This window comes from Mycolicibacterium duvalii (assembly GCF_010726645.1).
Classification (GTDB): domain Bacteria; phylum Actinomycetota; class Actinomycetes; order Mycobacteriales; family Mycobacteriaceae; genus Mycobacterium; species Mycobacterium duvalii.
Genome location: NZ_AP022563.1, coordinates 1862835 through 1888022, shown reverse-complemented (window position 1 = coordinate 1888022; position 25188 = coordinate 1862835). Strand labels below are relative to the sequence as shown.

At 67.6% G+C, this 25188-nt stretch carries 23 protein-coding genes and 1 pseudogene; 7 read left to right on the top strand and 17 right to left on the bottom strand.

Features of this window, described 5'->3' with window-relative positions:
- Positions 1-31 precede the first annotated feature (31 nt).
- The 6 genes from G6N31_RS27345 to urtA all read right to left on the bottom strand — a co-directional run bounded on the left by G6N31_RS27345 (position 32) and on the right by urtA (position 5440).
- On the bottom strand, positions 32-586 hold the full coding sequence (locus G6N31_RS27345; RefSeq protein ID WP_234815380.1) for a hypothetical protein: 555 nt from the start codon (positions 584-586) through the stop codon (positions 32-34).
- Positions 587-654: 68 nt separating this feature from the next.
- The gene (gene urtE, locus G6N31_RS08630; protein WP_098004352.1) at positions 655-1347 is read right to left on the bottom strand and encodes an urea ABC transporter ATP-binding subunit UrtE; all 693 of its coding nucleotides are present in this window, start codon (positions 1345-1347) and stop codon (positions 655-657) included.
- The gene (urtD, locus tag G6N31_RS08625; RefSeq protein ID WP_098004351.1) at positions 1347-2180 is read right to left on the bottom strand and encodes an urea ABC transporter ATP-binding protein UrtD; all 834 of its coding nucleotides are present in this window, start codon (positions 2178-2180) and stop codon (positions 1347-1349) included. Before urtD ends, urtE begins: the two co-directional genes overlap by 1 nt.
- The gene (gene urtC / locus G6N31_RS08620; RefSeq protein WP_098004350.1) at positions 2177-3289 is read right to left on the bottom strand and encodes an urea ABC transporter permease subunit UrtC; all 1113 of its coding nucleotides are present in this window, start codon (positions 3287-3289) and stop codon (positions 2177-2179) included. Before urtC ends, urtD begins: the two co-directional genes overlap by 4 nt.
- On the bottom strand, positions 3286-4170 hold the full coding sequence (gene urtB / locus G6N31_RS08615) for an urea ABC transporter permease subunit UrtB (RefSeq protein ID WP_098004349.1): 885 nt from the start codon (positions 4168-4170) through the stop codon (positions 3286-3288). Before urtB ends, urtC begins: the two co-directional genes overlap by 4 nt.
- A gap of 4 nt (positions 4171-4174) precedes the next feature.
- Positions 4175-5440, bottom strand: a complete 1266-nt coding sequence (gene urtA, locus G6N31_RS08610) for an urea ABC transporter substrate-binding protein (RefSeq protein WP_098004348.1) — start codon at positions 5438-5440, stop codon at positions 4175-4177.
- A gap of 266 nt (positions 5441-5706) precedes the next feature.
- On the opposite strand from urtA, the gene G6N31_RS08605 reads away from it, so the two are divergent.
- Positions 5707-6132 carry an Rv2576c family protein gene (locus G6N31_RS08605; RefSeq protein WP_098004388.1) on the top strand — a complete coding sequence of 142 codons (426 nt, stop codon included), beginning with the start codon at positions 5707-5709 and terminating at the stop codon, positions 6130-6132.
- A 1-nt stretch (position 6133) separates the two neighbouring features.
- Here G6N31_RS08605 and helR read toward each other — a convergent pair whose 3' ends face one another.
- The gene (gene helR, locus G6N31_RS08600) at positions 6134-8335 is read right to left on the bottom strand and encodes an RNA polymerase recycling motor ATPase HelR (protein WP_098004347.1); all 2202 of its coding nucleotides are present in this window, start codon (positions 8333-8335) and stop codon (positions 6134-6136) included.
- A gap of 99 nt (positions 8336-8434) precedes the next feature.
- Between helR and G6N31_RS08595 the strand changes: the two genes are divergently transcribed.
- Positions 8435-9454, top strand: a complete 1020-nt coding sequence (locus tag G6N31_RS08595; protein ID WP_098004346.1) for an Rv2578c family radical SAM protein — start codon at positions 8435-8437, stop codon at positions 9452-9454.
- A 10-nt stretch (positions 9455-9464) separates the two neighbouring features.
- Here the strand turns inward: G6N31_RS08595 and G6N31_RS08590 are convergent, their stop codons facing one another.
- The 4 genes from G6N31_RS08590 to G6N31_RS08575 all read right to left on the bottom strand — a co-directional run bounded on the left by G6N31_RS08590 (position 9465) and on the right by G6N31_RS08575 (position 13920).
- Positions 9465-10724 carry an acyl-CoA dehydrogenase family protein gene (locus tag G6N31_RS08590; protein WP_098004345.1) on the bottom strand — a complete coding sequence of 420 codons (1260 nt, stop codon included), beginning with the start codon at positions 10722-10724 and terminating at the stop codon, positions 9465-9467.
- Positions 10721-11863, bottom strand: a complete 1143-nt coding sequence (locus G6N31_RS08585) for an acyl-CoA dehydrogenase family protein (RefSeq protein WP_098004344.1) — start codon at positions 11861-11863, stop codon at positions 10721-10723. The genes G6N31_RS08590 and G6N31_RS08585 overlap by 4 nt, the downstream gene beginning before the upstream one ends.
- Before the next feature lie 45 nt (positions 11864-11908).
- Positions 11909-13138 carry an amidohydrolase family protein gene (locus G6N31_RS08580; RefSeq protein ID WP_098004387.1) on the bottom strand — a complete coding sequence of 410 codons (1230 nt, stop codon included), beginning with the start codon at positions 13136-13138 and terminating at the stop codon, positions 11909-11911.
- Positions 13139-13266: 128 nt separating this feature from the next.
- Positions 13267-13920, bottom strand: coding sequence for a TetR/AcrR family transcriptional regulator (locus G6N31_RS08575; protein WP_098004343.1), 654 nt, complete (start codon positions 13918-13920; stop codon positions 13267-13269).
- 108 nt (positions 13921-14028) lie between these two features.
- Here G6N31_RS08575 and G6N31_RS08570 point away from each other — a divergent pair, with 108 nt between their 5' ends.
- A complete protein-coding gene (locus G6N31_RS08570) occupies positions 14029-14913 on the top strand; it encodes an acyl-CoA thioesterase (protein ID WP_098004342.1) in 885 nt (294 codons plus the stop codon).
- 132 nt (positions 14914-15045) lie between these two features.
- Here the strand turns inward: G6N31_RS08570 and tnpB are convergent, their stop codons facing one another.
- The 5 genes and pseudogenes from tnpB to G6N31_RS08545 all read right to left on the bottom strand — a co-directional run bounded on the left by tnpB (position 15046) and on the right by G6N31_RS08545 (position 20205).
- The gene (tnpB, locus tag G6N31_RS08565) at positions 15046-16506 is read right to left on the bottom strand and encodes an IS607 family element RNA-guided endonuclease TnpB (protein WP_098004341.1); all 1461 of its coding nucleotides are present in this window, start codon (positions 16504-16506) and stop codon (positions 15046-15048) included.
- A pseudogene (locus tag G6N31_RS08560) lies at positions 16499-16960 on the bottom strand (IS607 family transposase); the annotation flags it as partial. The pseudogene G6N31_RS08560 and the gene tnpB, both read right to left, overlap by 8 nt.
- Positions 16961-17112: 152 nt before the next feature.
- Positions 17113-18753 carry a DUF885 domain-containing protein gene (locus G6N31_RS08555; protein ID WP_098004340.1) on the bottom strand — a complete coding sequence of 547 codons (1641 nt, stop codon included), beginning with the start codon at positions 18751-18753 and terminating at the stop codon, positions 17113-17115.
- Positions 18746-19645, bottom strand: coding sequence for a KPN_02809 family neutral zinc metallopeptidase (gene ypfJ, locus G6N31_RS08550; protein ID WP_098004339.1), 900 nt, complete (start codon positions 19643-19645; stop codon positions 18746-18748). Before ypfJ ends, G6N31_RS08555 begins: the two co-directional genes overlap by 8 nt.
- A 56-nt stretch (positions 19646-19701) precedes the next feature.
- On the bottom strand, positions 19702-20205 hold the full coding sequence (locus G6N31_RS08545) for an SRPBCC family protein (RefSeq protein ID WP_098004338.1): 504 nt from the start codon (positions 20203-20205) through the stop codon (positions 19702-19704).
- Positions 20206-20273: 68 nt separating this feature from the next.
- Here G6N31_RS08545 and aspS point away from each other — a divergent pair, with 68 nt between their 5' ends.
- From aspS to G6N31_RS08530, 3 genes are read left to right on the top strand one after another with little or no spacing between them, the layout of a single operon-like run.
- Complete coding sequence (gene aspS / locus G6N31_RS08540) at positions 20274-22049, top strand: aspartate--tRNA ligase (protein ID WP_098004337.1); 1776 nt, start codon at positions 20274-20276, stop codon at positions 22047-22049.
- Entirely contained in the window at positions 22046-22504 is a 459-nt protein-coding gene (locus tag G6N31_RS08535) for a nitroreductase family deazaflavin-dependent oxidoreductase (RefSeq protein WP_098004336.1), read from the top strand. Before aspS ends, G6N31_RS08535 begins: the two co-directional genes overlap by 4 nt.
- A gap of 38 nt (positions 22505-22542) precedes the next feature.
- Positions 22543-23463 (top strand): DUF8686 domain-containing protein, encoded by a 921-nt coding sequence (locus G6N31_RS08530; RefSeq protein ID WP_098004335.1) that lies wholly within the window; start codon positions 22543-22545, stop codon positions 23461-23463.
- On the opposite strand, the gene G6N31_RS08525 is transcribed toward G6N31_RS08530, so the two are convergent.
- Complete coding sequence (locus G6N31_RS08525; protein ID WP_098004334.1) at positions 23444-24631, bottom strand: thiolase family protein; 1188 nt, start codon at positions 24629-24631, stop codon at positions 23444-23446. The genes G6N31_RS08530 and G6N31_RS08525 overlap by 20 nt on opposite strands.
- Before the next feature lie 83 nt (positions 24632-24714).
- On the opposite strand from G6N31_RS08525, the gene G6N31_RS08520 reads away from it, so the two are divergent.
- Positions 24715-25182, top strand: a complete 468-nt coding sequence (locus G6N31_RS08520) for a winged helix-turn-helix transcriptional regulator (RefSeq protein WP_098004333.1) — start codon at positions 24715-24717, stop codon at positions 25180-25182.
- Positions 25183-25188 lie beyond the last annotated feature (6 nt).

The window sequence follows — 25188 nt, the reverse complement described above, 5'->3', positions numbered from 1 at the left end:
GTGTCGACATGCGGTGGGTGACGGCGCTTCGCTACGGCGGCAAACCGTGCACGGCGTTGTCGAGCACCCGATCCAATGAGCCGATCCCGCCGCTGAACGGATTCCCGCGCTTGAGAATCCGCACTCCCATCGGCGTCACGACGACCAGCTTGGGTGAGCTCGACATGATCTGCATTCTCTTGGCGAACTGAACCTTGTCCAGCGGAGCGATGATTTCGCCCGAACCGTTGCGGTAGGTCCGCGTTGCGCGGTCGAACACGGCAACCGGGGTCAGCGCCGCCAGTGACCGCAGCCGTCGCTCGCGAAGGTCCTTGACGGCGAAAACCAGCCCCACACCGGCGACCACGCCGATCCCCAGCACCGCCGCGCCGAACAATCCGAAGTGCGCCATGGTCCCGTCTGTGGCCACCGAGAAGACCGCCACAAGACCGAAACCGCCGAAGACGAGGGCGATGGTCAGCAGAACGAACGCGGTGATCTCCGACGGGCCGGTACCGCGGTCGATGACCAGGATCTCCGGCCCGCTTTCGGCTACCACCAGACCACCCCGCTCAGCGAGGATGACCGGTTCCACGGGCGTGCTCACCAGTCAACGATCGCCGATGCCCGTCATCGGTGTGCGGTCTTGGCGAGACTGCTACAGCGGCGGGCCGCTCAGATTGCCATCGCAGCGCGAACGTCGGCCTCGGAGGCCGACCCGCCGGAGCCGCTTGCGGTGACCCGGCCGGCCTCGAGGATGTAATAACGCTGCGCCGATTCCAGCGCAAACCCGATGTGTTGTTCGACCAGCAGGACGCCGAGGTCGCCGCGGGCGGTCAGCGCGGTGATCGCCTCCTCGATCTCGTGGACCACCGATGGTTGGATGCCTTCGGTCGGTTCGTCGAGGATCAGGCACTTCGGCGTGGTGATCAGTGCCCGGGCGATGGCGAGTTGTTGGCGCTGCCCGCCCGACAACAGTCCGGCGCGGCGACTCAGAAGCTCCTTGAGCGCAGGGAACAGATCGAGCTGTTCGTCGATCAGCGCCTTGCCGTTCCTGCGCCCGTCCGCGACCACCTGCAGGTTCTCGGCGGTGGTCAACTGGCCGAACGACTGCTGACCCTGCGGGACGTAGGCCAGGCCTCGGGCCACGCGCGCGCTGGGCCGCAGCTTGGTGATGTCCTCACCGCCGAACAGCACCTTGCCCGCGGTGCATTTGAGCAGACCGACCGCCGCGCGTAACAGCGTGGTCTTGCCGGCGCCGTTGTGGCCCATCACCGCCGCGACGCCATCGGCGGGCACGTCGATGCTGACGCCGTGGATGACCTGGCTGCGGCCGTAGCCGCTGCGGACGTCGACCAGTTGCAGCATCAGGTGTTCTCCTCGATCAATTCGGAGTCGCTTGCGCCTGCCGCGGCGGTGCCCAGGTAGACCTCCTGAACCTTGGGATTGGCCTGCACCTCGGCCACCGATCCCTCCGCGACCACCTGTCCGCGTGCGAGCACCGTCACCGAGGTCGCGAACGCCCGCATGAAATCCATGTCATGCTCGACGACGACCACGGTGCGCTCGGCGCCGATGCGGCGCAACAGATTTCCGGTCTCCTCGCGTTCTTCGGCGCTCATGCCCGCGACCGGTTCGTCGAGCAGCAGCACGTCGGCGTTCTGGACCAACAGCATGCCGATCTCCAGCCATTGCTTCTGCCCGTGAGCGAGCACCCCGGCCGGCTCGTCGGCCAGATGAGTCAGCCCGATGGTGTGCAGGGTCCGCTCGATCGCGGGAAGCATCCCGCGGCGTCGCCGCAGCAGCGTCCACACCGAGCGTCCGGCCCCGGCGGCGATGTCGAGGTTCTGCAACACCGTCAACTGTTCGAACACGGTGGCGGTCTGGAAGGTGCGCCCGACGCCGCGGCGGGCGATCTGGTGCACCTTCTTGCCGAGCAGTTCCACCCCGGATTTGTTCACCGAACCGGTCGCCGGCACCAGCCCGGTGATGGCGTCGATGACCGTGGTCTTGCCCGCGCCGTTGGGGCCGATCAGGAAGCGCAGATCACCCTGGAACAACGTCAGGTCGACGTCGCTGACTGCTTTGAACCCGTCGAAATCGACTGTCAGCCCCCGCACTTGCAGGTACTGGGCGCCCATGCCGGCGTTGCCGCCTTCGACCGGTTCTCTGCCTGCGGTGCTGGCGTGCACCTCCGTCATGAGCGGGTACCCACCTTCTGTGCGTCTGGGTCGGCGTCGGGCGACTTCTCCGGTGGCGACCCGGCTTCGGCTGTGCGGCGACGTTTGAGGAACACCCCGAGCCCGGCCAGGCCGGCCGGGAAGAACCCGACGACGACGATGAACAGCAGCCCCTGCGCGTAGGTCCACTCCGACGGAAACCGTTCGGAGAACAGGGTCTGCGCCCATGCCACGCCGATGGCACCGAGTACCGGCCCCAACAGGGTGGTGCGCCCGCCGATCGCGACGCCGATCAGGAATGCGATCGAGGGCAGGATGCCGACCTGGGACGGGGCGATGAATCCGACGATCGGCGCGAACAGTGCCCCGGCGATGCTGGCGAACAGCGCGGCGACGGTGTACGCGACCACCTTGATGTTGGCCGGGTCGTAGCCCAAGAAGCGCACCCGTTCCTCGCCGTCGCGTACGGCGACCAGCAGCTCGCCGTACCGGCTCTGCATCAGCTGGCGCACCACCGCGACCACGATCAGCAGGACCGCCGCAGCGATGAAGTACAGCATCCGACGGTTCACCGGGTCACTCAGCGTGAATCCGAAGAACGTCCGAAACCTGTTGAGCCCGTTCGATCCGCCGAGGCTGGTCTGTCCGACCAGCAGGATGGCCAGCGCGGCGGCCAGTGCCTGCGACAGGATCGCGAAGTAGGCGCCCTTGACCTTGCGTTTGAACACACCCAGTCCCAGCGCGGCCGCGATCCCAGCCGGCACCACCAGGATCGCGATGAGGGTGACCAGGGGAGAGGCGAAAGGCTGCCAGTAACCGGGCAATTCCCGCACGCCCTGGATCTGCATGAAGTCCGGGACGTCGTTTCCGAGCACCTGAGCGTCCGCGATCTTTAGGTGCATCGCCATCATGTAACCGCCGAGGCCGAAGAACACGCCCTGGCCCAGCACCAGCATGCCGCCGCGACCCCATGCCAGCCCGATGCCGACTGCGACGATGGCGAAGCACAGGAACTTCCCCAGCAGAGACAACCGGAAGTCCGACAGCACCGCCGGTGCGATGACGAACAGCACCAACGCGGCGACCCCGAATCCGGCCCAGGTCTGCCATCGTCCGAGCAGGGTGGTCATGCCAGGCTCCTCGTGCGCACGGTGAACAGGCCCTGGGGGCGCGCCTGCAGGAAAACGACGATGATCACGAACACGATCACCTTGGCCAGCGAGGCGGTGGTGTTGTACTCGATGAACGAGTTCAGGAAGCCCAGCGCGAACGCGGCGATGACCGTGCCCTTGATCTGGCCGAGCCCGCCGACCACCACCACCAGGAACGCGTCGATCAAGTAGCTCTGCCCGATGGTGGGACTGGTGGAACCGATCAACGTCAACGCCACCCCGGCCACGGCCGCCAGGCCCGACCCGATGAAGAACGTCGTGATGTCCGTGCGCCGGGAGGAAATCCCGCTGGTCTCAGCCAGATCGCGGTTCTGCACCACCGCGCGGATCCGCCGGCCCATCGGCGAGGTCTTGAGCACGATGGCCAACGCCGCGACGCACACCACAGCCAGCAGCAGGATGAAGATGCGGGTCTTGGGTACCACGGCGCCCAGGATCTCGACCCCGCCCGACAGCCACGGTGGCGCGAAGACGTTGACCGCGGGAGCGCCGAAGACGTCGCGCGCCACCTGCTGAAGGATCAGTCCGACACCGAAGGTCACCAACAGGGTGTCCAGCGGGCGGTGATACATCCGCTGGATCAGCGTCACCTCCAGCAGGGCGCCCATCGCGCCGCCGACGACGAAGCCGACGAGGAGCGAGATCAGCAATGACGCACCGGCGCTCGAGACGACCTGCTGAACGACGTAGGCCGTGTAGCAGCCGGCCATGATGAACTCGCCGTGCGCCATGTTGATGACGCCCATCTGGCCGAAGGTCAGTGACAACCCCAGAGCGGCCAGCAACAGGATCGAGCCGAGGCTCAATCCTGTTGCCAGCTGCCCGATCAGGACATCCACGGGATCAGCCGGAGAGGCCGGCGGCCCACGGGTAGGACTTCAGGAACGGATCCGGGTCGATCGGACCGGGCGACTCCCACACCGTGTAGATCAGACCGTCGGGCCGGATCTCGCCGATGCGGGCGGTCTTGGTGATGTGGTGGTTCTCCCCGTCGATGGTGACCTGGCCCTCGGGTGCATCGAAGCTCACGCCGTCGGCGTTGTCCTGAATGGCCTTGACGTCGAATGACTGTGCCTTCTCCACCGTGTTCTTCCACAGGTAGACCGACACGTAGGCGGCCTCCATCGGATCCGACGTGGGTTTGTCAGCGCCGTACTTCGCCTTGTAGGCCGCGACGAACTCGTTGTTCACCGGCGTGTCGATGGTCTGGTAGTAGTCCCAGGCGGTGAGTTGGCCGGTGATGTTCTGCACGCCGATGCCGCCGACCTCTTCCTCGGCGATGGACACCGAGACCACGGGCATCTGCTGCGGAGTCAGGCCCACGTTCCTGTACTCGCGGAAGAAGGCGACATTGGAGTCGCCGTTGAGGGTGTTGAACACCGCGTCGGCGTCGGCGGTGCGCACCTTGTTGACGATGGTGGAGAAATCCGTCGAACCCAGCGGCGTGTAGTCCTCGCCCTTGATCTCGATGCCGTTGGCCTCGGCGTAGGCCTTGATGATCCGGTTGGCGGTCTGCGGGAACACGTAGTCGCTGCCCACCAGGTACAGCGAGGTGATGCCCTGCTCCTTCAGGTAGTCCAGCGCCGGCACGATCTGCTGGTTGGTGGTGGCGCCGGTGTAGAAGATGTTGGGGGAGGACTCCAGGCCCTCGTACTGCACCGGGTAGTACAGCAGCGAGTTGGCGCTCTCGAAGACCGGCAGCATCGCCTTGCGGCTCGACGAGGTCCATCCGCCGAACACCGCGGCGACGCAATCACTGCTGATCAGCTTCTCGGCCTTCTCGGCGAACACCGTCGGTTCGGAGGCGCCGTCTTCGCCGACCAGTTGAATCTGCTTGCCCAGGACACCGCCGTCGGCGTTGATCTGCTCGACCGCCAAGTCGATGGCGTTGCGGACGGTGACCTCCGAGATCGCCATGGTGCCCGACAGCGAGTTCAAGGCACCCACCTTGATGGTGTCACCGGACGTGTCCACACAGGACTCCGCATTTGCTACGTCGCTGTCGCCGGCCTTGCTGCCGCATCCCGCCAGCAGCAGGCTGGCCGCCGCCACGACACTTCCGGCGACGAGCGAGGATCGGCGGAAGGCTAAGCGCCGGGATTGTTCCATGGACGGCCTTTCTGATGATCGACAGTGCTCATCTGCAGGTGAGGGCGGATGAGCCGTTGTGTCTGAGTACATTCCGCGACATGAATCGCGACACCGCGCCGGTGTCGAGTCCGGACGTTAGAGCCCGCGTGTTTCTGTCAAGTGTCTGTGTGTGACGAACAAATTAACGTGTGTCGCTCGCGTGAATTGATTTGCCGTCATCGTCCTCGCCGACGTGCTCCTGCCGAGTCGGTAACGATCCGGTACGGTCCGGCGATGTGACCTACATGCGAACAGCTTCAGCGAAGGTAGGGGCGGCCCTTGGCGCAGCAGCGTTGGTTGCCGCCGCCGGAATGGTCAGCCCGGCGACAGCCGGCGCACAGGACGGGCAGCAGGTCCGGTACACCGTGAGCTCGGCGGGTGCCTATGAGTTCGAGCTCTTCTACCTGACCGCCCAGCCGCCCAGCATGGAGGCGTTCAACGCCGATGCCTACGCCTACGCCAAGCGCGAGAAGGTCACCATCACGCCCGGCGCGCCGTGGGTGTTCGAAGCGACCTTCGAGGATCCGCAGTGGGCCATCCTGACAGCCAGCAGCACCGCGCGTGGCGGACAGGCCGCACCGGGCGCGCATTGCGACATCGCCGTCAACAACGAGGTGCTGGTCAACCACGACGACCCGCACAACGTGCGGTGCCAACTCGGCCAGTGGTGAGCTAGCGGGGCGCCAAACCGGACAGCGCCGCGGGCAGTTCGTCGCGGTGCAGCACCCCGAGGCGCTGCGTAGCGCGGGTCAACGCGACATAGAGGTCTGCGGCACCGCGCGGACCGTCAGCGAGGATCCGCTCCGGGTGCACCAGGAGCACCGCGTCATATTCCAGGCCCTTGGTGTCAGCCGGCGCCACCGCGGTGGCGACGTCCGGCGGCCCGATGACAATGCAGGCGCCCTCGCGGCCGGACTCGTCGCGGAGGAAATCGTCGATTGCGGAAGCCAATTCGTCGTCCGCCACCCGGCGTGACCACGGCGGAGTGCCGGTGGCGCGCACCGACTCGGGTGGCGTCGCTGTAGGGGCGAACTGGGCGAGCGCGCCCGCCGCCACCGTCATGATCTCGGCGGGCGTGCGGTAGTTCACCGTCAACGATCGGTACTCCCAGCGGCCCGGCACGTAAGTGTCGAGCATCGCGCCCCACGTCGGGGCGCCGGCCGCCGACCGGCGTTGCGCGAGGTCGCCGACGACGGTGAAGGAGCGGCTCGGGCAACGCCGCATCAGCACGCGCCACTCCATCGCGGAGAGCTCCTGGGCTTCGTCGACGACGACGTGTCCGTAGGTCCAGTCCCGGTCGGCCGCCGCGCGTTCGGCGAGGTCGCGGCTGTCGCGCTCGAGGAACCGCTCGGCCAGGTCCTCGGCCTCGATCACGTCGCGGGCCAGCAGCAGGTCCTCGTCTTCCATCAGGTCTTCGCGATCGACCATCAGATCCAGCACGCCGGCGGCGTAGGCAGCCTCTTCTCGACGCTCCCGCTCGGCGGCCTCGTCGCCGGAGGTGTCGCGGCCGAGCAGATCGACCAGTTCGTCGAGCAGCGGCACGTCCCCGACCGTCCATGCGGCGCCGTCGGCGCGGTAGAGCATCGGGTCGGCGCCGGCCGCGCTCAGTCGCTCAGGTGACGAATACAACTCTGCGAGCAGCTTTTCCGGGGTCAGGGTCGGCCACAGCGCGTCGAGCGCGGCGTTGAATCCGGCGTGGTCTTCGAGCTCGTCGAGCAGATCCGCCCGCAGGTGCTCCCAGGCGGCGCGGTCGTCGCGGGTCAACCAGCCGCGGCCGATCTTGGCGATCGCCCGCTCGGTCACCACCCACGTGATCACGTCGACGAACGTGGCCCGGGCGTGGTTGTGGGGTTGATCGGTGCCGCGTGCCTCGGAGATCGCCCACTCGGCGGCCTCCGGATCGATACGCACCGAGACGTCGGACAAGTCGATCGGCAGCGGTTCGGAGGGCACGCGCTGACGGTCGGCGACCGCCGCGGCGAGCACGTCCAGCATCGCGACCGCTCCCTTCACCCGCGCCACCTCCGGCGGGTCGTGCGCGCTGACGTGCAGACCCGGAACGAGGTCGCCGGTGGTCATGAACACCACGTTGGTCTCACCCAGGGACGGCAGCACCCGGCCGATGTGGTCGAGGAACGCGGCGTTGGGTCCGATCACCAGCACGCCGTGGCTCTCCATCCGTTTGCGCTGGGTGTAGAGCAGGTAGGCCACCCGGTGCAGCGCCACCACGGTCTTGCCGGTGCCCGGCCCGCCCTCGATCACCAGTACGCCGGGAACATCGAGCCGGATGATCGCGTCCTGCTCGGCCTGGATCGTCGCGACGATGTCGCGCATCCCGTCGCCGCGCGGCGCGTTGACCGCCGCCAACAGCGCCACGTCACTGGAATGGCCGGGCTGGGCGCCGGTCTCGGGCGCCAGCGGCCGGCCGAACACCTCGTCGGTGAAGTCGATCAGGCGCCGCCCCAGCGTGTGGAACTGGCGGCGCCGGCGCATGTTCTCCGGGTGGGCGCCGGTGGCGGTGTAGAAGGGCCGCGCCGCCGGCGCGCGCCAGTCCAACAGCAGCGGCTCGTAGTCGTCGGCGTCGTCGAGGATGCCGATGCGGCCGATGTAGAGCTGCTCACCCGACACGCTGTCGAGCCGGCCGAAGCACAGGCCGGCGTCGGCGACGTTGAGCCGCTCCATGCGCGCGGCCGACGTGCGCACCTGCGCGTCGCGCTCCACAAGCGTTGCGCCGTTCTGCGCGTCGACCGGGCTGCGCAGTGCGGCGGCGTGGTTTCCCCTGACCCGGACGCGCTCCGCATCCAGCCGGGTGTACAGGCCGTCCACATAGTGCTGCTCCGCCCGCAGCTCATCGTCATAGCGCTGAGTTGACATGTGCCCCTTACGAAAATGCCGTGGCGCCTGCGATCGTGCGCCACCTCTCACAGCGTAGCGGGTCCTTGACACTGCTTCGAACGTGTGTTCGCATGAGGTATGCGGTGGGCTGGTCAGACACTCGACGCCGACGACGGTGCGCTGCCGGGCCTGCAGCGGCTCGGGCTGGTCCGCAGCGTGCGCACACCCCAGTTCGAGGGGATCACGTTCCACGAGGTGCTGTGCAAGTCGGCGCTCAACAAGATCCCGGCCGCGTCGATGCTTCCGTTCCGGTACACCGTCAACGGCTACCGCGGCTGTTCGCACGCGTGCCGGTACTGCTTCGCGCGGCCCACCCACGAATACCTCGAGTTCGACTGCGGGCGCGATTTCGACACCCAACTGGTGGTCAAGACCAATGTGGCCGAGGTGCTGCGCCGAGAGCTGCGCCGTCCGTCCTGGACCCGCGAAACCGTGGCGCTGGGCACCAACACCGACCCCTACCAACGGGCCGAGGGGCGCTATGCGCTGATGCCCGGGATCATCAGCGCGCTGGCCGACGCGGCCACGCCGTTCTCGATCCTGACCAAAGGCACACTGCTGCGCCGCGATCTGCCGCTCATCGTCGACGCCGCGGGCCACGTCGACGTCAGCGTGGCGATCTCGCTGGCCGTCGGTGACGCGCAGCTGCACAGCCGCGTCGAACCCGGCACGCCGACGCCGCAGGCACGGCTGGATCTGATCTCGGCCATCCGGTCGGCCGGTCTGCGGTGTCACGTCATGGTGGCGCCGGTGCTGCCGGGGTTGACCGACTCGCACGAGCATCTCGACGATCTGCTGGGGCGTATCGCGGCGGCGGGAGCCACCAGTGTGACGGTGTTCGGGCTGCATCTGCGCGGCAGCACCCGAGGCTGGTTCATGGACTGGCTGGTCAGGGACCATCCCGAACTGGTGGCCGACTACCGGCAGCTGTATCGCCGGGGGGCCTACCTGCCCGCGGACTATCGGGCGATGCTGGCGCAGCGGGCCGCGGAGCTGACCGCCAAGCACGGACTCAACGGCGCCCCGCGGATGACGGCGTCGGCGCCGGTGGCCGCGGCGACCCGGGTCCCCGAACCCGCGCAGCCGACGCTGTTCTGACCGCGGGAAGTCAGCTCTTGTTGCGCTTGACCTGGTTGAACGGAACCCCTCGGTCGGCGGCGAGCTCCCGTGGGAAGCCCAGGATGCGCTCCCCGATGACGTTGCGCGCCATCTCCGAGGTGCCGCCACCGATCGACCCGGTCTGCCGTGACAGGTATCGCACCCCGATGTCGAGCAACTCGGCGAGCTCGCCGCCCTCGTCGACCACCCCCGCGGTCCCGGCGATCGCCAGCGCGGTGTCGACCTCGAGTTCGGTGGTCTCGGCGTGGAACAACCGGATCATGGTGCCCGCGTTCGGCGGCAGCGACCCGTTCGTGATGCCACGGAACACGTGGTCGATGAGTTGTTCCTTGACGATGCGACGGGCCAGCGCGCGTCCGGCCATGTCCTGCACCACCGCGTCGTCGGCCTGGCCGGTGAGCTCTGCCAGCCCGATGTGATCGGGCGGCATCTCATTGGCGTTCTCCGCGGCGGTGCCGCTGGCGAACTCCGAGCCGCCGCCGACCGCGCGCCGCTCGTGGTGCAGCTGGCGCGATGCGACCGTCCAGCCGTCGTTGACCTCGCCCACCACGGCATCGAGCGGCAACTCGAGGTTGTCGAAGAACTCCTCGCAGAACTCCTCGTTGCCGTTGACCTCTTTGATCCGACGCATGGTGATGCCGGGCGCGTTGAGCGGCACCAGGAACATCGTCAGGCCCTCGTGCTTGGGTACCGTCCAGTCGGTGCGCGCCAGCATCAGCCCGTAGTCGCCGGCGAAGGCGCTGGTGCTCCAGGTCTTGGCGCCGTTGATGACCCACGTGTCGCCCTGGCGTTCGGCGCGGGTGATCACCCCGGCCAGGTCCGATCCGCCGTTGGGCTCACTGAGCAACTGCACCAGAATCTCGTCCCCGCGGATCGCCGCGGCGATGCGGTCGCGCTTCTGCTCCTCGCTGCCCATGTCCAGGATGGTGGCCGCGCAGATGGTGAACGACGGCGTGTTGAGGATCAACGGCATCTCGTAGCAGTAGCACTCGGCGTTGAAGGCCCGCTGGTAGGCGTAATCCAGACCGAGCCCGCCGTACTCGCGCGGAAAGCAGATACCGGCGAAACCGCCGTCATACAAACGTTTCTGGAGCTCTTTGGCGCGATCCCAGGACGACTGCTCGGCACGCACGGAAAACGGCGGACGCTCCGGGTCGATCCGGGGCATGTTCTCGGCCAGCCAGGCCCGGGCCCGGGCGGCGAACTCCTCGACCGACTCGGTGGTGGTCGCAGTGGCGGTCTCGGTCATGCGGAGGCCTCCGTCTTCCTGCTCAGGGCGTACACCGCGCGGTGATGGTCCTCGGGAGAGCCGTACAACGCGCGATACAGCGCGGCACGGCGCAGATACAGGTGCAGATCGTGTTCCCACGTCACCCCGATACCGCCGTGCATCTGCACGCAATCCTGCAGCATCATCGGGGTGCGCTCACCGACATAGGCTTTCGCGACGCTGACCAACTTGGCTGCGTCGGGTGAGCGGTGTGCGACCGATTCCACCGCACCGGTGGTGGTGGCCCGGCACGCCTCGAACCACATCTTCATGTCGGCCGCGCGGTGCTTGAGCGCCTGATAGGAGGCCAGTGGCCGGCCGAAACTGTGGCGGTCGAACAACCATTGGTTGGTCATCGCCAGCACGGTGTCGAGGATGCCGACCAACTCGGCGCACTGCAGAACCAGTGCGATTTGACGCTGGCGCTCGACGATCTCGGGCGTCTGCCCGGCGGTGCCGACGGCTGCTGACGCGTCGACCTCGGTGCCGTCGAACTCGACACGGGCATAACGCTTCACGAGATCGACCGAAGCTTGGGCGGTGACGGTGACACCCGGTGCGTCGGTCGGAACGAGGAACTGCCGCGGCTCGCCGTCGCAGACCGCGACGACGAGCACCGCGCCGCTCTCGGCACCTGCCTCGACGCGATCCTTGACGCCGTCGATGCGGAAGCCGCTCTCGGTGCGGGTGGCTTTCGTCGCGGCCTGCAACGGTGCAAACGGCCGCCGAGGTTCATAGACCGCCCACGACGCGACGAGCTCGCCGGCGATCAGCGCCTCGATGGTCTGCTCGTGCCCGTCCGGAGCCTCGACGAGGCCGGCCAACACGACGCTGACCGGGTGCAACGGACCCGGTGCCACGGTATGGCCGATCTGCTCGGCCACCAGGGCCAGGTCCGCGACTCCACCTTCGACTCCACCGGAGACGCTGCCGCCGCCGAGTTCCTCGGGCACCAGCAGGCTGGTCCAACCCAATTCGGCGGCGCGCTGCCACCATTCGGGTTGGAAGGACACCTCCGAGGCGTGCAGGCCACGCACGTGGGTCAGCGAGGCCTGCTTCTCCAGGAACGTCTGGGTTGTCGACACGAACAACATCTGTTCTGGATCGGCCACGGTCATCGGTGCTCCTCGTCGGTCATCGTGCTGGGGTCGGCAGCGTCGAGGTCAGGCGATGACCAAGGCCGGGACGTCGGGCTTGTGCACCTTCTTGCTGGGCACCTTGAACAGGTCGACGAGATTGCCGCCCATCACCTTTCGGATGCCCTCCTCGTCGAGGCCGTTCTCCTCGAGCTGGTCGACGAGGCTGATCGGGTCGGCCAGGCCCTCCGGGTGCGGCCAGTCCGAGCCGAAGATCACCCGGTCGATGCCGAGCAGGTCGGCCATCTTGCCGAAGTCGTCCTCCCAGAACGGTGCAACGTAGACACCCCGCTTGAAGGCCTCGATAGGGTTCTCCGGGAACTCCTGCGGCATCTTCTTGTAGACGTCCTGGAACTGGTAGAAGAGGTAGGGAACCCAGGACGCGCCGTTCTCGATCGACAGGATGCGCAAGTCCGGGTTGCGCGACAGCGCGCCGTGGCAGACCATCGCGGCCATCGTGTCCTCGATGGGTCGCTTGCCCATCGCGACCATCCGAAACGCAGTGGGCCGGAACGGCAGGAACTCGTCGGCGGGCTCCCAGTCGTTGAGGTATTGCGCGTAGCCGCTGTCGGAGGCGTGCATGCAGACCGGAATCCCGGCCTTCACGCAGGCATCCCAGAACGGGTCGAACTCGGGCAGACCGAGCGAGCGGGTGCCGCGGTAGCCGGGTACCGGAGCCGGCCGCACCAGCACGGTCTTGGCGCCGCGCTCCAGGCACCACTCGAGCTCCTCGAGCGCCCGGTCGACGACCGACAGGTTGATCACCGGTGTGGACAGAATGCGACCCTCGTAGTCGAACTGCCATGTCTCATACATCCACTGGTTGAGCGCGTGGATGATGTCGAGGATCAGGTCCGGGTCGTCCTTCATGCGCTCCTCGACCAGGCTGGCCAGCGTCGGGAACATGATCGTGTAGTCCAGACCCAGTCCGTCGAGCACCTCGAGGCGCGCCTCGGGATTGCGGAAGGCGGGGATGGCCTTCATCGGCTTGCCCATCACCTCGCGGAAGCTCTTGCCGCCACTGCCGTGCTTGAAGTACTCCTCCTGCGCGCCGGGGCGGGCGACCACCTCGAAGGTCGGGTTCGGAATGTAGTCGCTGATGTGGTTACGGACGACGATCTTGGTGCGTCCATGCACGTCGATGTAGTCGATGACCCCCTTGCGGTGGTCGGGCAGGAACTGCGTCAGCGCTTCCTTGGGTTCGTAGAAGTGATTGTCGGCGTCGAACACCGGATAGTCGAGGTTGCGTGAGGGCATGGCGGCCTCCTGACACGTCATATCGGTCGGATTGGTAACGGCATTACCGCTTGGTGGTAACGACATTACCACGGGCTGGTGTAACGGCGCCACAATCGCAAACGTGGCTTTTTCAGCAGGTCAGGGCGCTATCCGGTGAGCCCGCGCAAGCACAGGGCGTAGACATGTGCTCCGTCGATGGGCACCCCGGTGAGTTCGGCTCCGAGCTCGCGCAGCCGCAGTGCGCCCAACACTGTCTGCATCAGGATCGCGGCATCGGCGTCGACGTCGAGATCGTCGCGGAACCTACCTTCGGCGATGCCGCGGCGCAGGATGTCGGCAACCAGCTGGTGCAGCGGGGCCAGCACCTTGGCGAACTCTTTGGGGCGGTGCTCGAGCAGGTGATCGTTGTAGTAGGTCAGGCCGCGGTTGATGCTGTCCTGCGTGCTGGACTCGGCCGGCGCACCGATGCGTTCGATCAGCCGGCGAAGTGCCTCGGCGCTGGGCAGGGTCTCGGTCTCGGCGCGCCAGCGATCGGTGGCGTCGGCCATGATCTTCTCCACCAGGGCCAGCAGCAACTCGTCCTTGGTGGCGAAGTGCTGGTAGAACGCGCGCAGCGAGGTCTTCGACCGCTCCACCACCTCGAGCACGGTGAAATCGGTGCGTCCGGTCTCCCCGAGAATCGCCAGCGCGGATTTCATGAACCGGGTGGCGCGCGACTCGGCTTCGGCGCCGGATCGCGGCGGTGTCTCGACCGCGGCTCCTTTGGCGGACTTCGTCGCCCGCGTGCCCTTCACGGCCATCGGCGCCTTCCTTCCGCTGCGGCGAACATGTCGGTAATGACGTTACCGCTATCGGCGAAGCTCGGTTACTGTTCCCAGCGACAGTCACTTGGTTGGAGGCGATCACACATGACAGCGGAATCAGCGCAGACGCAGTGGACCGTGCAGGGTCTGCTGGACCTGTTCGACGCGGAACCGAGCGGACCGGACACCTACACCGTGCAGACGGGTCCGGCCGGTGAGGACGAACGCCAGGTCGTCGAGGGCACGCAGATCCTCGCGGCGTCGATAGTCGCTGCCGCCAAGCAGTTTCCGGACAAGTCGATCCGGTCGGTGTACGCGGTGTTCGCCCGCGCGGTGATGGTCGGTGCCGGCCCCGTCGAATTGCAGGTCGATGTGGTCAGCGCCGGCCGCTCGACGGCGTCGGCGGTCATCACCGCGATGCAGAACGGCAAGCGCTGCATCACCACCACGGTGCTGGCCGACGTGCCGACCGAGGACGTGATTCGCCACCACCTGCCCAAGCCGGACGTGGCCTCGCCCGCGGACTCCCACGTGTCGCCGATGCCGATGGACGGCCGCGAACTGCGTCTGGTCGACGTCGTCGATGTCAACAGCCCCGACGAGGTCGGTCCACCGGAGATCCACGCGTGGCTGCACTACGATCCGATTCCGGCCCGTGCCGACCTCGCGAAGGCACTCGTCGCGTATTTCACCGGGCACCTGGGCATTTCGACGACGATGCGAGCGCACGAGGGGTTCGGCACCAGCCAGGCGCACCTGACCGTGTCGACCGCCCCGATGACGGTGTCGGTCAGCTTTCACGAACCGGTGCGCTGGGACGGGTGGCTGCTCTACAGCCACGAGAGCACCCAGGTGGGCGCCGGCATGTCCTACGTGCGTGGCACAGTGCACACCGAGAACGGTGAACTCATCGCGTCGTTCACCCAAGATGCGTTGATCCGGCCACTGCGGACCACCGACACCACGATCAAGCATCAGTCGCGGCTGTGATCGCCTGAGCATGTGAATGTGACGGACTCGTCGGCGCCGCCACCGGGGTCGGTGATGGACCTGACAACAACAACACTGCGGGTTCTGTTCACCGTTGCCTCTTCGTGAGCGAATGTGAGTTCGCTTGTTCCATTAGGCAGCCTCGCCTTGCGGTGAGGCGGTCCCCGTCTGGTCCACCGGCTGGTGGTGCGGGGTTGACGTTTCCTGGCCTGCGGCGTCGCCCGCTGGGGCGGGTTCGGTCTCACGCGTGGCTCCACGTCCTGCCACCGGGCCACTCCCGGCGGGACTCTGTTCACCCAACTGTGGGGGTGCGCCGAGTCGGGCGAGGTTGATCGCAGCACCCAGATCACGATCGATCCGCATACCGCATTCATCACACTCGAAGACTCGATCGGCCAGGGTGAGGTTTGGCTTTCGCCTCCCACACGCCGTGCACGTCTTCGACGACGGGAAACACCGGTCAGCCTCCACCAAAGAGGAGCCGTACCAGCGGGTCTTGTAGCCCAGCATGCGCCGGATCTCGGCCAGGGCAGCATCGGCCAAGGCGCGGTTGAGACCCCGCTTGTAAGCGCCGCCTTGGGTGCGCATCCCGGCGGCGTTCAAGGTTTCCACCACGACCACCTGGTGCTGCTGGGCGAGCGCGGTGGTGGCCTTGTGCAGCACGTCGTGGCGCACCGCCGCGGCGTGAGCGTGGGTGCGCCCGATCCGGGCCTGAGTGCGCCGCCACCGCTTCGAGGCCACCTGCTTGGTCTTGGTGCCCGAATCATAGGGGCCGCGTTGGCGGGCGGCTCGGCGCTGCAACGCCCGCAACCGGCCCTGCGCGGCGGTCAGCGACTTCGGTGCAGCAACGCGGTCGACCTCGATCCCATCCGGTGTCGCCACGACCAGCAGGCTGTCGGCTTTCACCCCGACATCAACCCCGACCACCGGATACGCCGAGCGCCGCGCGTGCGCGGGTCGGGCCTTGGCGGCGACGATGACTTGTAGGGCGCAGTACCAACGCCCGGCGCTGTCTTGGCGCACGGTGGCCGACAAGATTCTCGCCGTCCCCGCCTCGATGCGGCGGGCCAGCTTGCGGGTCGACTCATGAGTGCGGACCGCACCCAGCCGCGGCAGCCGCACGTGGCGGCGGTCGTCCTCGATGCGAATTGCTCCAGTGGTGAATCGCACCGAGCGCGGTGCCCGGGAGGTCTTGAACCGCGGGAAACCGACCGGCTTCCCGGCGCGCCGGCCTTGCCGCGACGACGACCAGGCATCCAACCCGCGGGCCAACCCGTCCAGGCCTGTGTTGTAGGCCTCCTTGGAGTTCTCCGCCCACCACGGCGCACACCAGGCTTTGCGCTGATTCCACACCTTGCGCAGCGCCGGCAACGACCACCCCAACACCGGCGTCAACTCCGACTCAGCAATCCCGTAGCTGCGCTCGGCGGCCCGCTGATCCATCACCGCCTTCACCAACGCCAACATGTGGTTATGGGCGAACCGCACCGCACCAGCATGAGACGCCAACGCGCCCAACTGCGTCGGTGTGGGATCCAACGCGAACCGATACGCCTGCGCCGTCCAACCGTGGGGGATCTCGAACCTAGCCACCGGCAACAACCTCGGCCTGTTTGATGGCGGTCACCGCTCGCATCGCCCGGTTAGGCGCCCCGCGGCGGCCATACAGGCGCGCACACATCGAGGTCAGCACCTCGATCATGTCGCGCACCAGATCATCGACAGTCTCGCCCTGATCGGCCACGATGATCCTGCGGCCCCGGGCCGACAACGCGGCCTCGAGGTGCTCCACCCCCAAGCGCGCCAACCGATCCCGATGCTCCACAACCACCACCCAAGCAGACGGGCCCGACAGAATCCTTGCGCAACTTCGGTCGCTTACCGTTCACACCCGACCCCACCCCGGTAACCACCTCGCCGACCACACGACCATTCGAGGTCGCCCAATCAGCCAAGCCGTGCAACCCCGCCGCTCCAGATCTGCGCATTGATCATGTGAGGACACCCGCGCATACACAACCGTGCGACCAGCCTCCCCGCCAGCCGAAACGTCGACCCAGATCGTCCCCGGGGAGCGGTGTGAAGTTGTCTGAGTGGGTGCGCGCGAATGGTGTGCATCCGCAGACTGGGTATCGGTGGTTTCGTGACCGACCGGATGCCGGTGCCGGCTCCTCGCTCCCATGCCGAACGTACGTCAGTTTAAACCCGCGGCGCGGTCAGCGTGGCCTGTAGCACCTCGAGCGGGAGCCCGCCGAGGTCCAGCGCGCGATTGTGGAACTCTCTGAGCGCCATGCCCTCAACGGTCAGGTGGTCGCGTAGCTGCAGCCAGATTCGTTGGCCGATGGCATAGGAGGGCGCCTGGCCGGGCCAACCCAGATATCGATCGAGTTCGAACTGCAGGTGCTCGGCACCCATCGCGCTGTGCGACGTCAGGAACGCCCACGCCGTGTCCGCGTCCCAGGTGCCGCCCCCGGGCGCGGTCATCGCACAGTGCACCCCGATGTCGATCACCACGCGGGCCGCGCGGAAGCGTTGAGCGTCGAGCATTCCGATGCGGTCGCCCGGGTCCTCGAGCCAGCCCAACTCGGCCATCAGGCGCTCGGCGTAGAGCGCCCAGCCTTCACCATGGCCGGAAACCCAGCAACCCAGGCGGCGCCAGCGGTTGAGATGGTCGGCGATCAACACCGCCCGACCGATCTGCAGGTGGTGGCCGGGGACACCTTCGTGAAAGACCGTGGTGGTTTCCTGCCAGGTGTGGAACGTGTCGACCCCGTACGGCACCGACCACCACATCCGGCCCGGCCTGCTGAAGTCCTCCGACGGCCCGGTGTAGTAGATGCCGCCGGTATGTGTCGGGGCGATACGGCATTCCAGTCGGCGCAGGGGCCCGGCGATGTCGAACTCGGTGTCGGCGAGTGCATCGACCGCACGGTCGGAGAGGTCCTGCATCCAGGCCTGCAACGCGTCGACACCGCGCACCAGGTAGCGCTCCTCGCCGTCGAGCAACCGCAGCGCCTCGCTCACCGTCGACCCCGGATACAGCTGTCGGGACAAAGACTCTTGTTCGGCGACAATGCTTTCCAGCTGCGACAGTCCCCAGTGGTAGGCCTCGTCCAGGTCGACGGACGCGCCGAGGAACGACCGCGACCACAACTGGTAGGCATCGCGGCCCACCGCGTCGTCGGTGCGTGCCCTCGGCGCGATCTCGTCTCCGAGCACGCGGCCCAGTTCCCGGTAGGAGTGTGCGGCGTTGGCCGCATTGGCGTGCAATTCGTCGCGCAGGGTCCGGTTGGCCGGAGCGGCCCCGGCGACCAGGTTCAGCAGCAACTGCTGTGTGCTGGTCGACTGGTCGATGCCACGGGCCACCTGGCGTACGGCCGGCGGGCTGGTGCCGGCGGCGGCAGCGCGCAGCGCATCGGCGTAGCCGGCCACCCGTTCGGGCAGCTGGGCCAGTCGGCGGTTGATCGCTGCCCAGTCGTGCTCGGTCTCGGTCGGCATCAGGTCGAAGACCTTGCGCATCGACTGCAGCGGCGAGGCGATCACGTTGAGCTCGCCGACGTCGAACCCGGCATCGTTGAGATCGATGACCACGCCGAGGCGTTCGCGCATCGCGGCGACCGTGACCGCGTCGACGTCATCGGTCGCGGTGACGGTGTCGAGTTCGCGCAGTGCGTTGCGGGCAGCGTCGGCGCGTGCAGCCACGCCGTCGGGGGAGTAGTCGGTGATGTTCTCGTCGTGGCCGCGGATGCCCATTTCGGTTGCCGCGCAGGGGTCGAGCGCAGCCAGTGTCTCGAGATAGCGCTCGGCGACCGCGTCGACGGCAGTCGCGGGCCTAACCAAGGTCTCGTGCCGCGAACGTGTCGCACGCCTGCGGGTCGCCGGTGCGGTATCCCTCGGTGAACCATTTCTGTCGCTGTGCCGCCGACCCGTGCGTCCAGGTATGCGGGTTGACCTGTCCGGTGGCCGCCTGCTGGATGCGGTCGTCACCGACCGCCGCGGCCGCCGACAGCGCGTCGGCGATGTCCTGGTCGGTCAGCGGTTGCAGGAACGGCACGTCGGTGCCCTCCTGTTCGGTGATCGCGGCGTAGTGCGCCCAGACCCCGGCGTAGCAGTCGGCCTGCAGTTCGGTACGCACCCCCGCGCCGGTGGCCCCCTGTGCGCCGGGTCCTTGGGCCCGGCCCAGCACACCCTGCAGGTTCTGCACGTGGTGGCCGAACTCGTGGGCCACCACGTATTCCTCAGCCAGCGGTCCGCCGCTGGCGCCGAACTGCGTCTGCAGCACGTCGAAGAACCCCACGTCGAAGTAGGCGGTGGTGTCGGCGGGGCAGTAGAACGGGCCGACGTCGCTGGTCGCGGTGCCGCACGCGGTGTCGACGTCATTGGTGAACAGCTCGACGCGCGGCCGGGTGTACTGGCCCGGTAGCTGCTGGGCCCAGATGGCGTCGAGCGAGTTCCCGGTGGCCACCACCCGGCACTGTGGAATGTTGTTCGCGTCTTCTCCGGTCTGGCACTGGCTCAGATCGAACCCGGGGGCTGCGACGCCCTCGGTGTCGTACTGCTGCGGGGACGGCGTCACGGTGCTGGGGTCGACGCCGAGCAGCAGTGCCACCACGACGATCAGCAAGCCGCCGACACCGCCACCGACCGCGATACCGCGGCCCGGCCCGCGGCCGCTGCCACCGCTGGAGGATGCGGTGCTGGTGTCGATGCGGATGCCTTCGTTGAAGGTCATGCCGGCTAGCTTTGCACATTGCGGCCGCGTCGCACATGGCATCGGCGCGCGCAGCGCTACGTCGTGGCGAAGCGTTTCACGCAGTACTCCCGCAGGTTGTACAGGAACTTCTGGAACACCGCACCCATGAGCGGCCGGCCCAGCGTCATGCCGACGCGGGCGGCCAGACCCGCCGGCTTCATCGCCATCACCCAGGTCAGGTGGCAGCCGCCGGGCGTGCGGACCACCCGATAGTCCTCGGCGAACGCGGCGATACCGCCCCGCGAGGCTTCGTTGAACCGAAAGGCCATGTGCCGGAACGGCTCCCAGGCCAGAAATTCCTCGTCGCCGACGATCCCGCCGCGCATCGTGACCGTGCGGGTGGTGCCCACCCCGCGCGGCTCGGGACTGGTCCACGTCACATCGGTGATCACCGTCGCCCATTGCGGCCACGACTGCGCATCGGCGAGCACTTCGAAGAGCTGCTCAGGGGTGATGGGGAGCTCCACTGTGCTGACGAAGCGAAACGGGGCGGTTTCGACGAAGCTCAGGTCGACGCGCTCGCAGGCCGGCATGGCCATACACATTAGGCCACGGTGTCGACCTCTAGACTGAGCCGTTGACATTCCCCCGTGAACAGGAGTACTTCGTGCTGCGCAGTCATGCTGCCGGATCGCTGCGGCCCACCCATGCCGGCCAAACCGTGACGTTGGCCGGTTGGGTGGCGCGCCGCCGGGACCACGGCGGGGTCATCTTCATCGACCTGCGTGACGCGTCCGGTGTGGCCCAGGTGGTGTTCCGGGAAGGCGACGCGCTCACGCAGGCGCACCGGCTGCGTTCGGAATTCTGCGTCGCGGTCACCGGCGTGGTGGAGATCCGGCCGGAAGGCAACGCCAACCCGGAGATCGCCACCGGTGAGGTGGAGGTCAACGCGACGTCGCTGACAGTGCTGGGGGAGAGCGCGCCGCTGCCGTTCCAACTCGACGAGACAGCCGGGGAAGAAGCCCGGCTGAAGTACCGCTACCTGGACCTGCGCCGGGAAGGGCCCGGGTCGGCGCTGCGGCTGCGTTCCCAGGTCAACGCGGCCGCCCGCGGGGTGCTCGCCGCGCACGACTTCGTCGAGGTCGAGACGCCGACGCTGACCCGGTCCACGCCGGAGGGTGCCCGCGACTTCCTGGTTCCGGCGCGGCTGCAACCGGGGTCGTTCTACGCACTGCCGCAGAGCCCGCAGTTGTTCAAGCAACTGCTCATGGTCGCCGGCGTCGAGCGCTATTACCAGATCGCGCGCTGCTACCGCGACGAGGATTTCCGCGCCGACCGCCAGCCCGAGTTCACCCAGCTGGACATGGAGATGAGCTTCGTCGACGCCGATGACGTGATCGCGGTGTCCGAGGAGGTGCTGCGCGCGCTGTGGGCACTGATCGGTTACGACCTGCCGCTGCCGCTGCCCCGGATGAGTTACGCCGACGCGGTGCGCCGGTTCGGCACCGACAAGCCCGACCTGCGATTCGGTCTCGAACTGGTCGAATGCACCGAGTACTTCTCAGAGACGCCGTTCCGCGTGTTCCAGGCGCCCTACGTCGGCGCGGTGGTGATGCCGGGCGGGGCCTCGCAGCCGCGGCGCACGCTCGACGGGTGGCAGGAGTTCGCCAAGCAACGCGGGCACAAAGGGTTGGCCTACGTTTTGATCGGCGAGGACGGCGAGCTCGGCGGGCCGGTGGCCAAGAACCTCTCGGACGCCGAGCGTGCAGGCCTGGCCGCCCACGTCGGCGCCGAAGCGGGCGACTGCGTGTTCTTCTCGGCCGGCCCGGCGAAGTCCGCCCGCGCGCTGTTGGGAGCGACCAGAGTCGAGATCGCCAAGCGTCTCGACCTGATCGATCCGACCGCGTGGGCGTTCACGTGGGTGGTGGACTGGCCGATGTTCGAGTCCGCCGCGGAAGCGACGGCCTCCGGTGACGTGGCGGTCGGATCCGGGGCATGGACCGCGATGCATCACGCCTTCACCGCGCCCAAGCCCGAGTCCGAGGCCACCTTCGACACCGATCCCGCCGACGCGTTGTCCGACGCCTACGACATCGTCTGCAACGGTAACGAGATCGGCGGCGGCTCGATCCGTATCCATCGCAGCGACGTGCAGGAGCGGGTCTTCGCGATGATGGGGATCGACCACGACGAGGCCCGCGAGAAGTTCGGTTTCCTGTTGGACGCGTTCACCTTCGGCGCCCCGCCGCACGGCGGCATCGCGTTCGGGTGGGACCGCATCACCGCGCTGCTGGCCGGGGTGGACTCGATCCGCGAGGTGATCGCGTTCCCGAAGTCCGGCGGCGGCGTCGACCCGCTGACCGACGCCCCTGCGCCCATCACCGCGCGGCAGCGCAAGGAATCCGGAATAGATGCCAAGCCCGACAAGCTGGAGAAGGCATGACCGACAGGGACATGACTGACAAAGAGAAGCTCTACTCCGACACCGCGGCACTCGACGAGTTCAATCGGAACATCGTCGAGGAGTTCCGCGCCAACGGCGGACGGGTCGGCGGTCCGTTCGAGGGCGCGACTCTGCTGCTCCTGCACAGCACCGGCGCCAAGTCGGGACAGCCGCGGCTGTCCCCGCTGGCCTACCTGACCATCGACGACAAGATGATCATTGTGGGTTCCTATGCCGGAGCACCGAACAATCCGGCGTGGGTGCACAACCTGCGGGCTCATCCGACGGCGCGCATCGAGGTCGGTAGCGACAGCTATGACGTCGTCGCCCGCGAGTTGCCGGCCGATGAGCGCGACGCCACCTACCCGAAGATCGTCGAGATCGCCCCGGTGTTCGCCGACTACCAGGCCAACACGACGCGCGCGATCCCGTTGTTCGAATTGACCCGCGCCTAGCCGGATTCGGCCACCGAGGGCGATACGATCCGCGGGTGATGGCGCCCGCAGAGCCCAAGTCCACTCCTCGTCGCACCCGGGCGGTACGGGCCACGGTATTGACGACGATACTGGCCGTGCTCGGCGTCTACGTCGCCTCGATCGTCGGGTACCGGCTGTTGGAGACGCCCCCGGCGCCGTTCGAGTTCTCCGAAGCCGCGGTGGACGAGCAGACGTCGGTCATCATCCGTCTGCACCAGCTGGAGACCGCCGAGAACCTGCTGACCGCAGACGTGCTGCTGCACCCGGGCCAGGACCTGCTCGCGAACGGGCCGGACGTGCTGAGCAATCCTGTTGTGCGACTGAGCTCCTGGACCGAGTCCCGCGACTTGATCTATGTGCGCGACGAACTCAAGAGCAATGCGTCGAAGGTGGAACTGACCGCCGTCGGCGATCCGGACAACTGGCCGCTGGACACCTACACCACCAATGTGCTCGGCGTGGAGGCGTTCCTGGGCGAGGGTCCCGAGCGGCGCAGGCTCGACGCCAGGATCATCGTCGCGGGCAGCGTCAATGGCTGGACGGTCAACAGCGACGTCGGCACCCTGGACGCGCCGTGGGGTCCCATTCAGAGTGTGCAGTTCACCCTCGAACGCACCCGCGGCGCGCACGCCATCGACGTCGGCATCCTGCTGGTGCTGCTCGCGCTACCGGCGACGGCGCTCTTCGTGGCCATCGAGATGCTGCTCGGACGACGAAAGTTCCTGCCGCCGTTCATCACCTGGTTCGCGGCCATGCTGTTCGCGGTGGTGCCGTTGCGCAACGTGCTGCCCGGTTCGCCCCCGTCGGGCTCGTGGGTCGACCTTGCGGTCATCCTGTGGGTGCTGCTGGCTCTGGCGGGGGCGATGGTCATCTTCATCGTCGCCTGGTGGCGGCAGACCAAGGGCGAGGTCGAACCGCCTACCCCAGCCGCTCGATGATCGTGGCGTTGGCCATACCGCCGCCCTCGCACATGGTCTGCAACCCGTAGCGGCCGCCGCGCTGGTACAGCGCGTTGACCAGCGTGGTCATGATGCGCGCGCCCGACGCACCCAGCGGGTGGCCGATCGCGATGGCGCCGCCGTTGACGTTGGTCTTCGACAGATCCGCTCCCGTAGCGTGGGCCCACGCCAGGACGACCGGCGCGAAGGCCTCGTTGACCTCGAACAGGTCGATGTCGGACAATCTCAGCCCGGCCCGGGACAGCACCTTCTCGGTGGCCGGGATCACGCCGGTCAGCATGTAGAGCGGATCGGACCCGACCGCAACTGTGGTGTGGATGCGGGCCAGCGGGCGCAGCCCCAGCCGCCGGGCGGCCGCGCCGCTGGTGATCATCAATGCCGCGCTGCCGTCCGACAGCGGAGAGCTGTTGCCGGGGGTGATGTGCCAGCCGATCTGCGGGAACCGCGCCGCGATGGCGTCGCTGTGGAACGCGGGCCGCAGTCCGGACAGCGTCGCGACCGTGGTGTCCGGGCGAACGATCTCGTCGACGGCCAGCCCGGCGATCGGCGCGATCTCGGCGTCGAACAACCCGTCCTTGGCCGCGCGGGCCGCCTTCTGATGGCTTGCGGCGGAGAACTCGTCGAGTTCGGTACGGGTGAGGCCCCACTTGGCGGCGATCAGCTCGGCGCTGATGCCCTGAGCCACCAGGCCTTCGGGGTAGCGCGCGGCCAGGCCTGTGCCGAACGGGTTGCTGCCGGGTAGCACCGAGGAGCCCATCGGCACCCGGCTCATCGATTCCACGCCGGCGGCGATGACGATGTCGTAGGCGCCGGCCTGCACACCCTGCGCGGCAAAGCTGACCGCCTGCTGGCCGCTGCCGCACTGCCGGTCGACCGTGGTGCCCGGCACGGTCTCGGGGAAACCCGCGCCCAGCAGGGCGCTGCGCGCGATGTTGGCGGCCTGGTCGCCGACCTGCGTCACCGCACCGGCGATGACATCGTCCACGTCGGCCGGGTCCACGCCGGTCCGGTCGACCAGCGTGCGCAGGCTGTGTGCCAACAGGTCGGCGGGCAGTACGCCGTGCAGCGCACCGCTGGGCTTGCCCTTACCCACCGGGGTGCGGACGGCACCGACGATGACGGCGTCTCGGTCGGAATAATCGGTCACGGGAATCCTCCTGAGTTTTCTAGACTATACTCAGGTGTAACACCTGAGTTCAGTTTCATCAACCCAGCCCGGAAGTGATGTGGATGACAGTTCTGCAAGGCGTGCTCGCCGACCGCGACAGCTGGTCGGCGGTCGGGCGCTGTCCGATCGAGAAGACGATGGCTCTGGTGGGCACCAAATCGGCGATGCTGATCATGCGCGAGGCCTTCTACGGCACACGACGATTCGACGACTTCGCGCGCCGCGTCGGCATCACCAAGGCCGCCGCCTCGGCCCGGCTGGCCGAACTCGTCGACGCAGGTCTGCTGACCAAGCAGCCCTACCGGGAACCCGGCCAGCGGGCACGCGAGGAATACGTGCTCACCACGGCCGGCCTGGATTTCATGCCGGTCGTATGGGCGATGTTCGAGTGGGGCCGCAAACATCTGGACGGCAGCCCCCTGCGGCTGACCCATCTGGGCTGCGGGGCGGACACCGCGGTGGTGTTGCGCTGCGCCGCCGGCCACGACGTCGGGCCCGACGAACTCGGAGTCGCCGTCACCCGGACCTGACGCAAC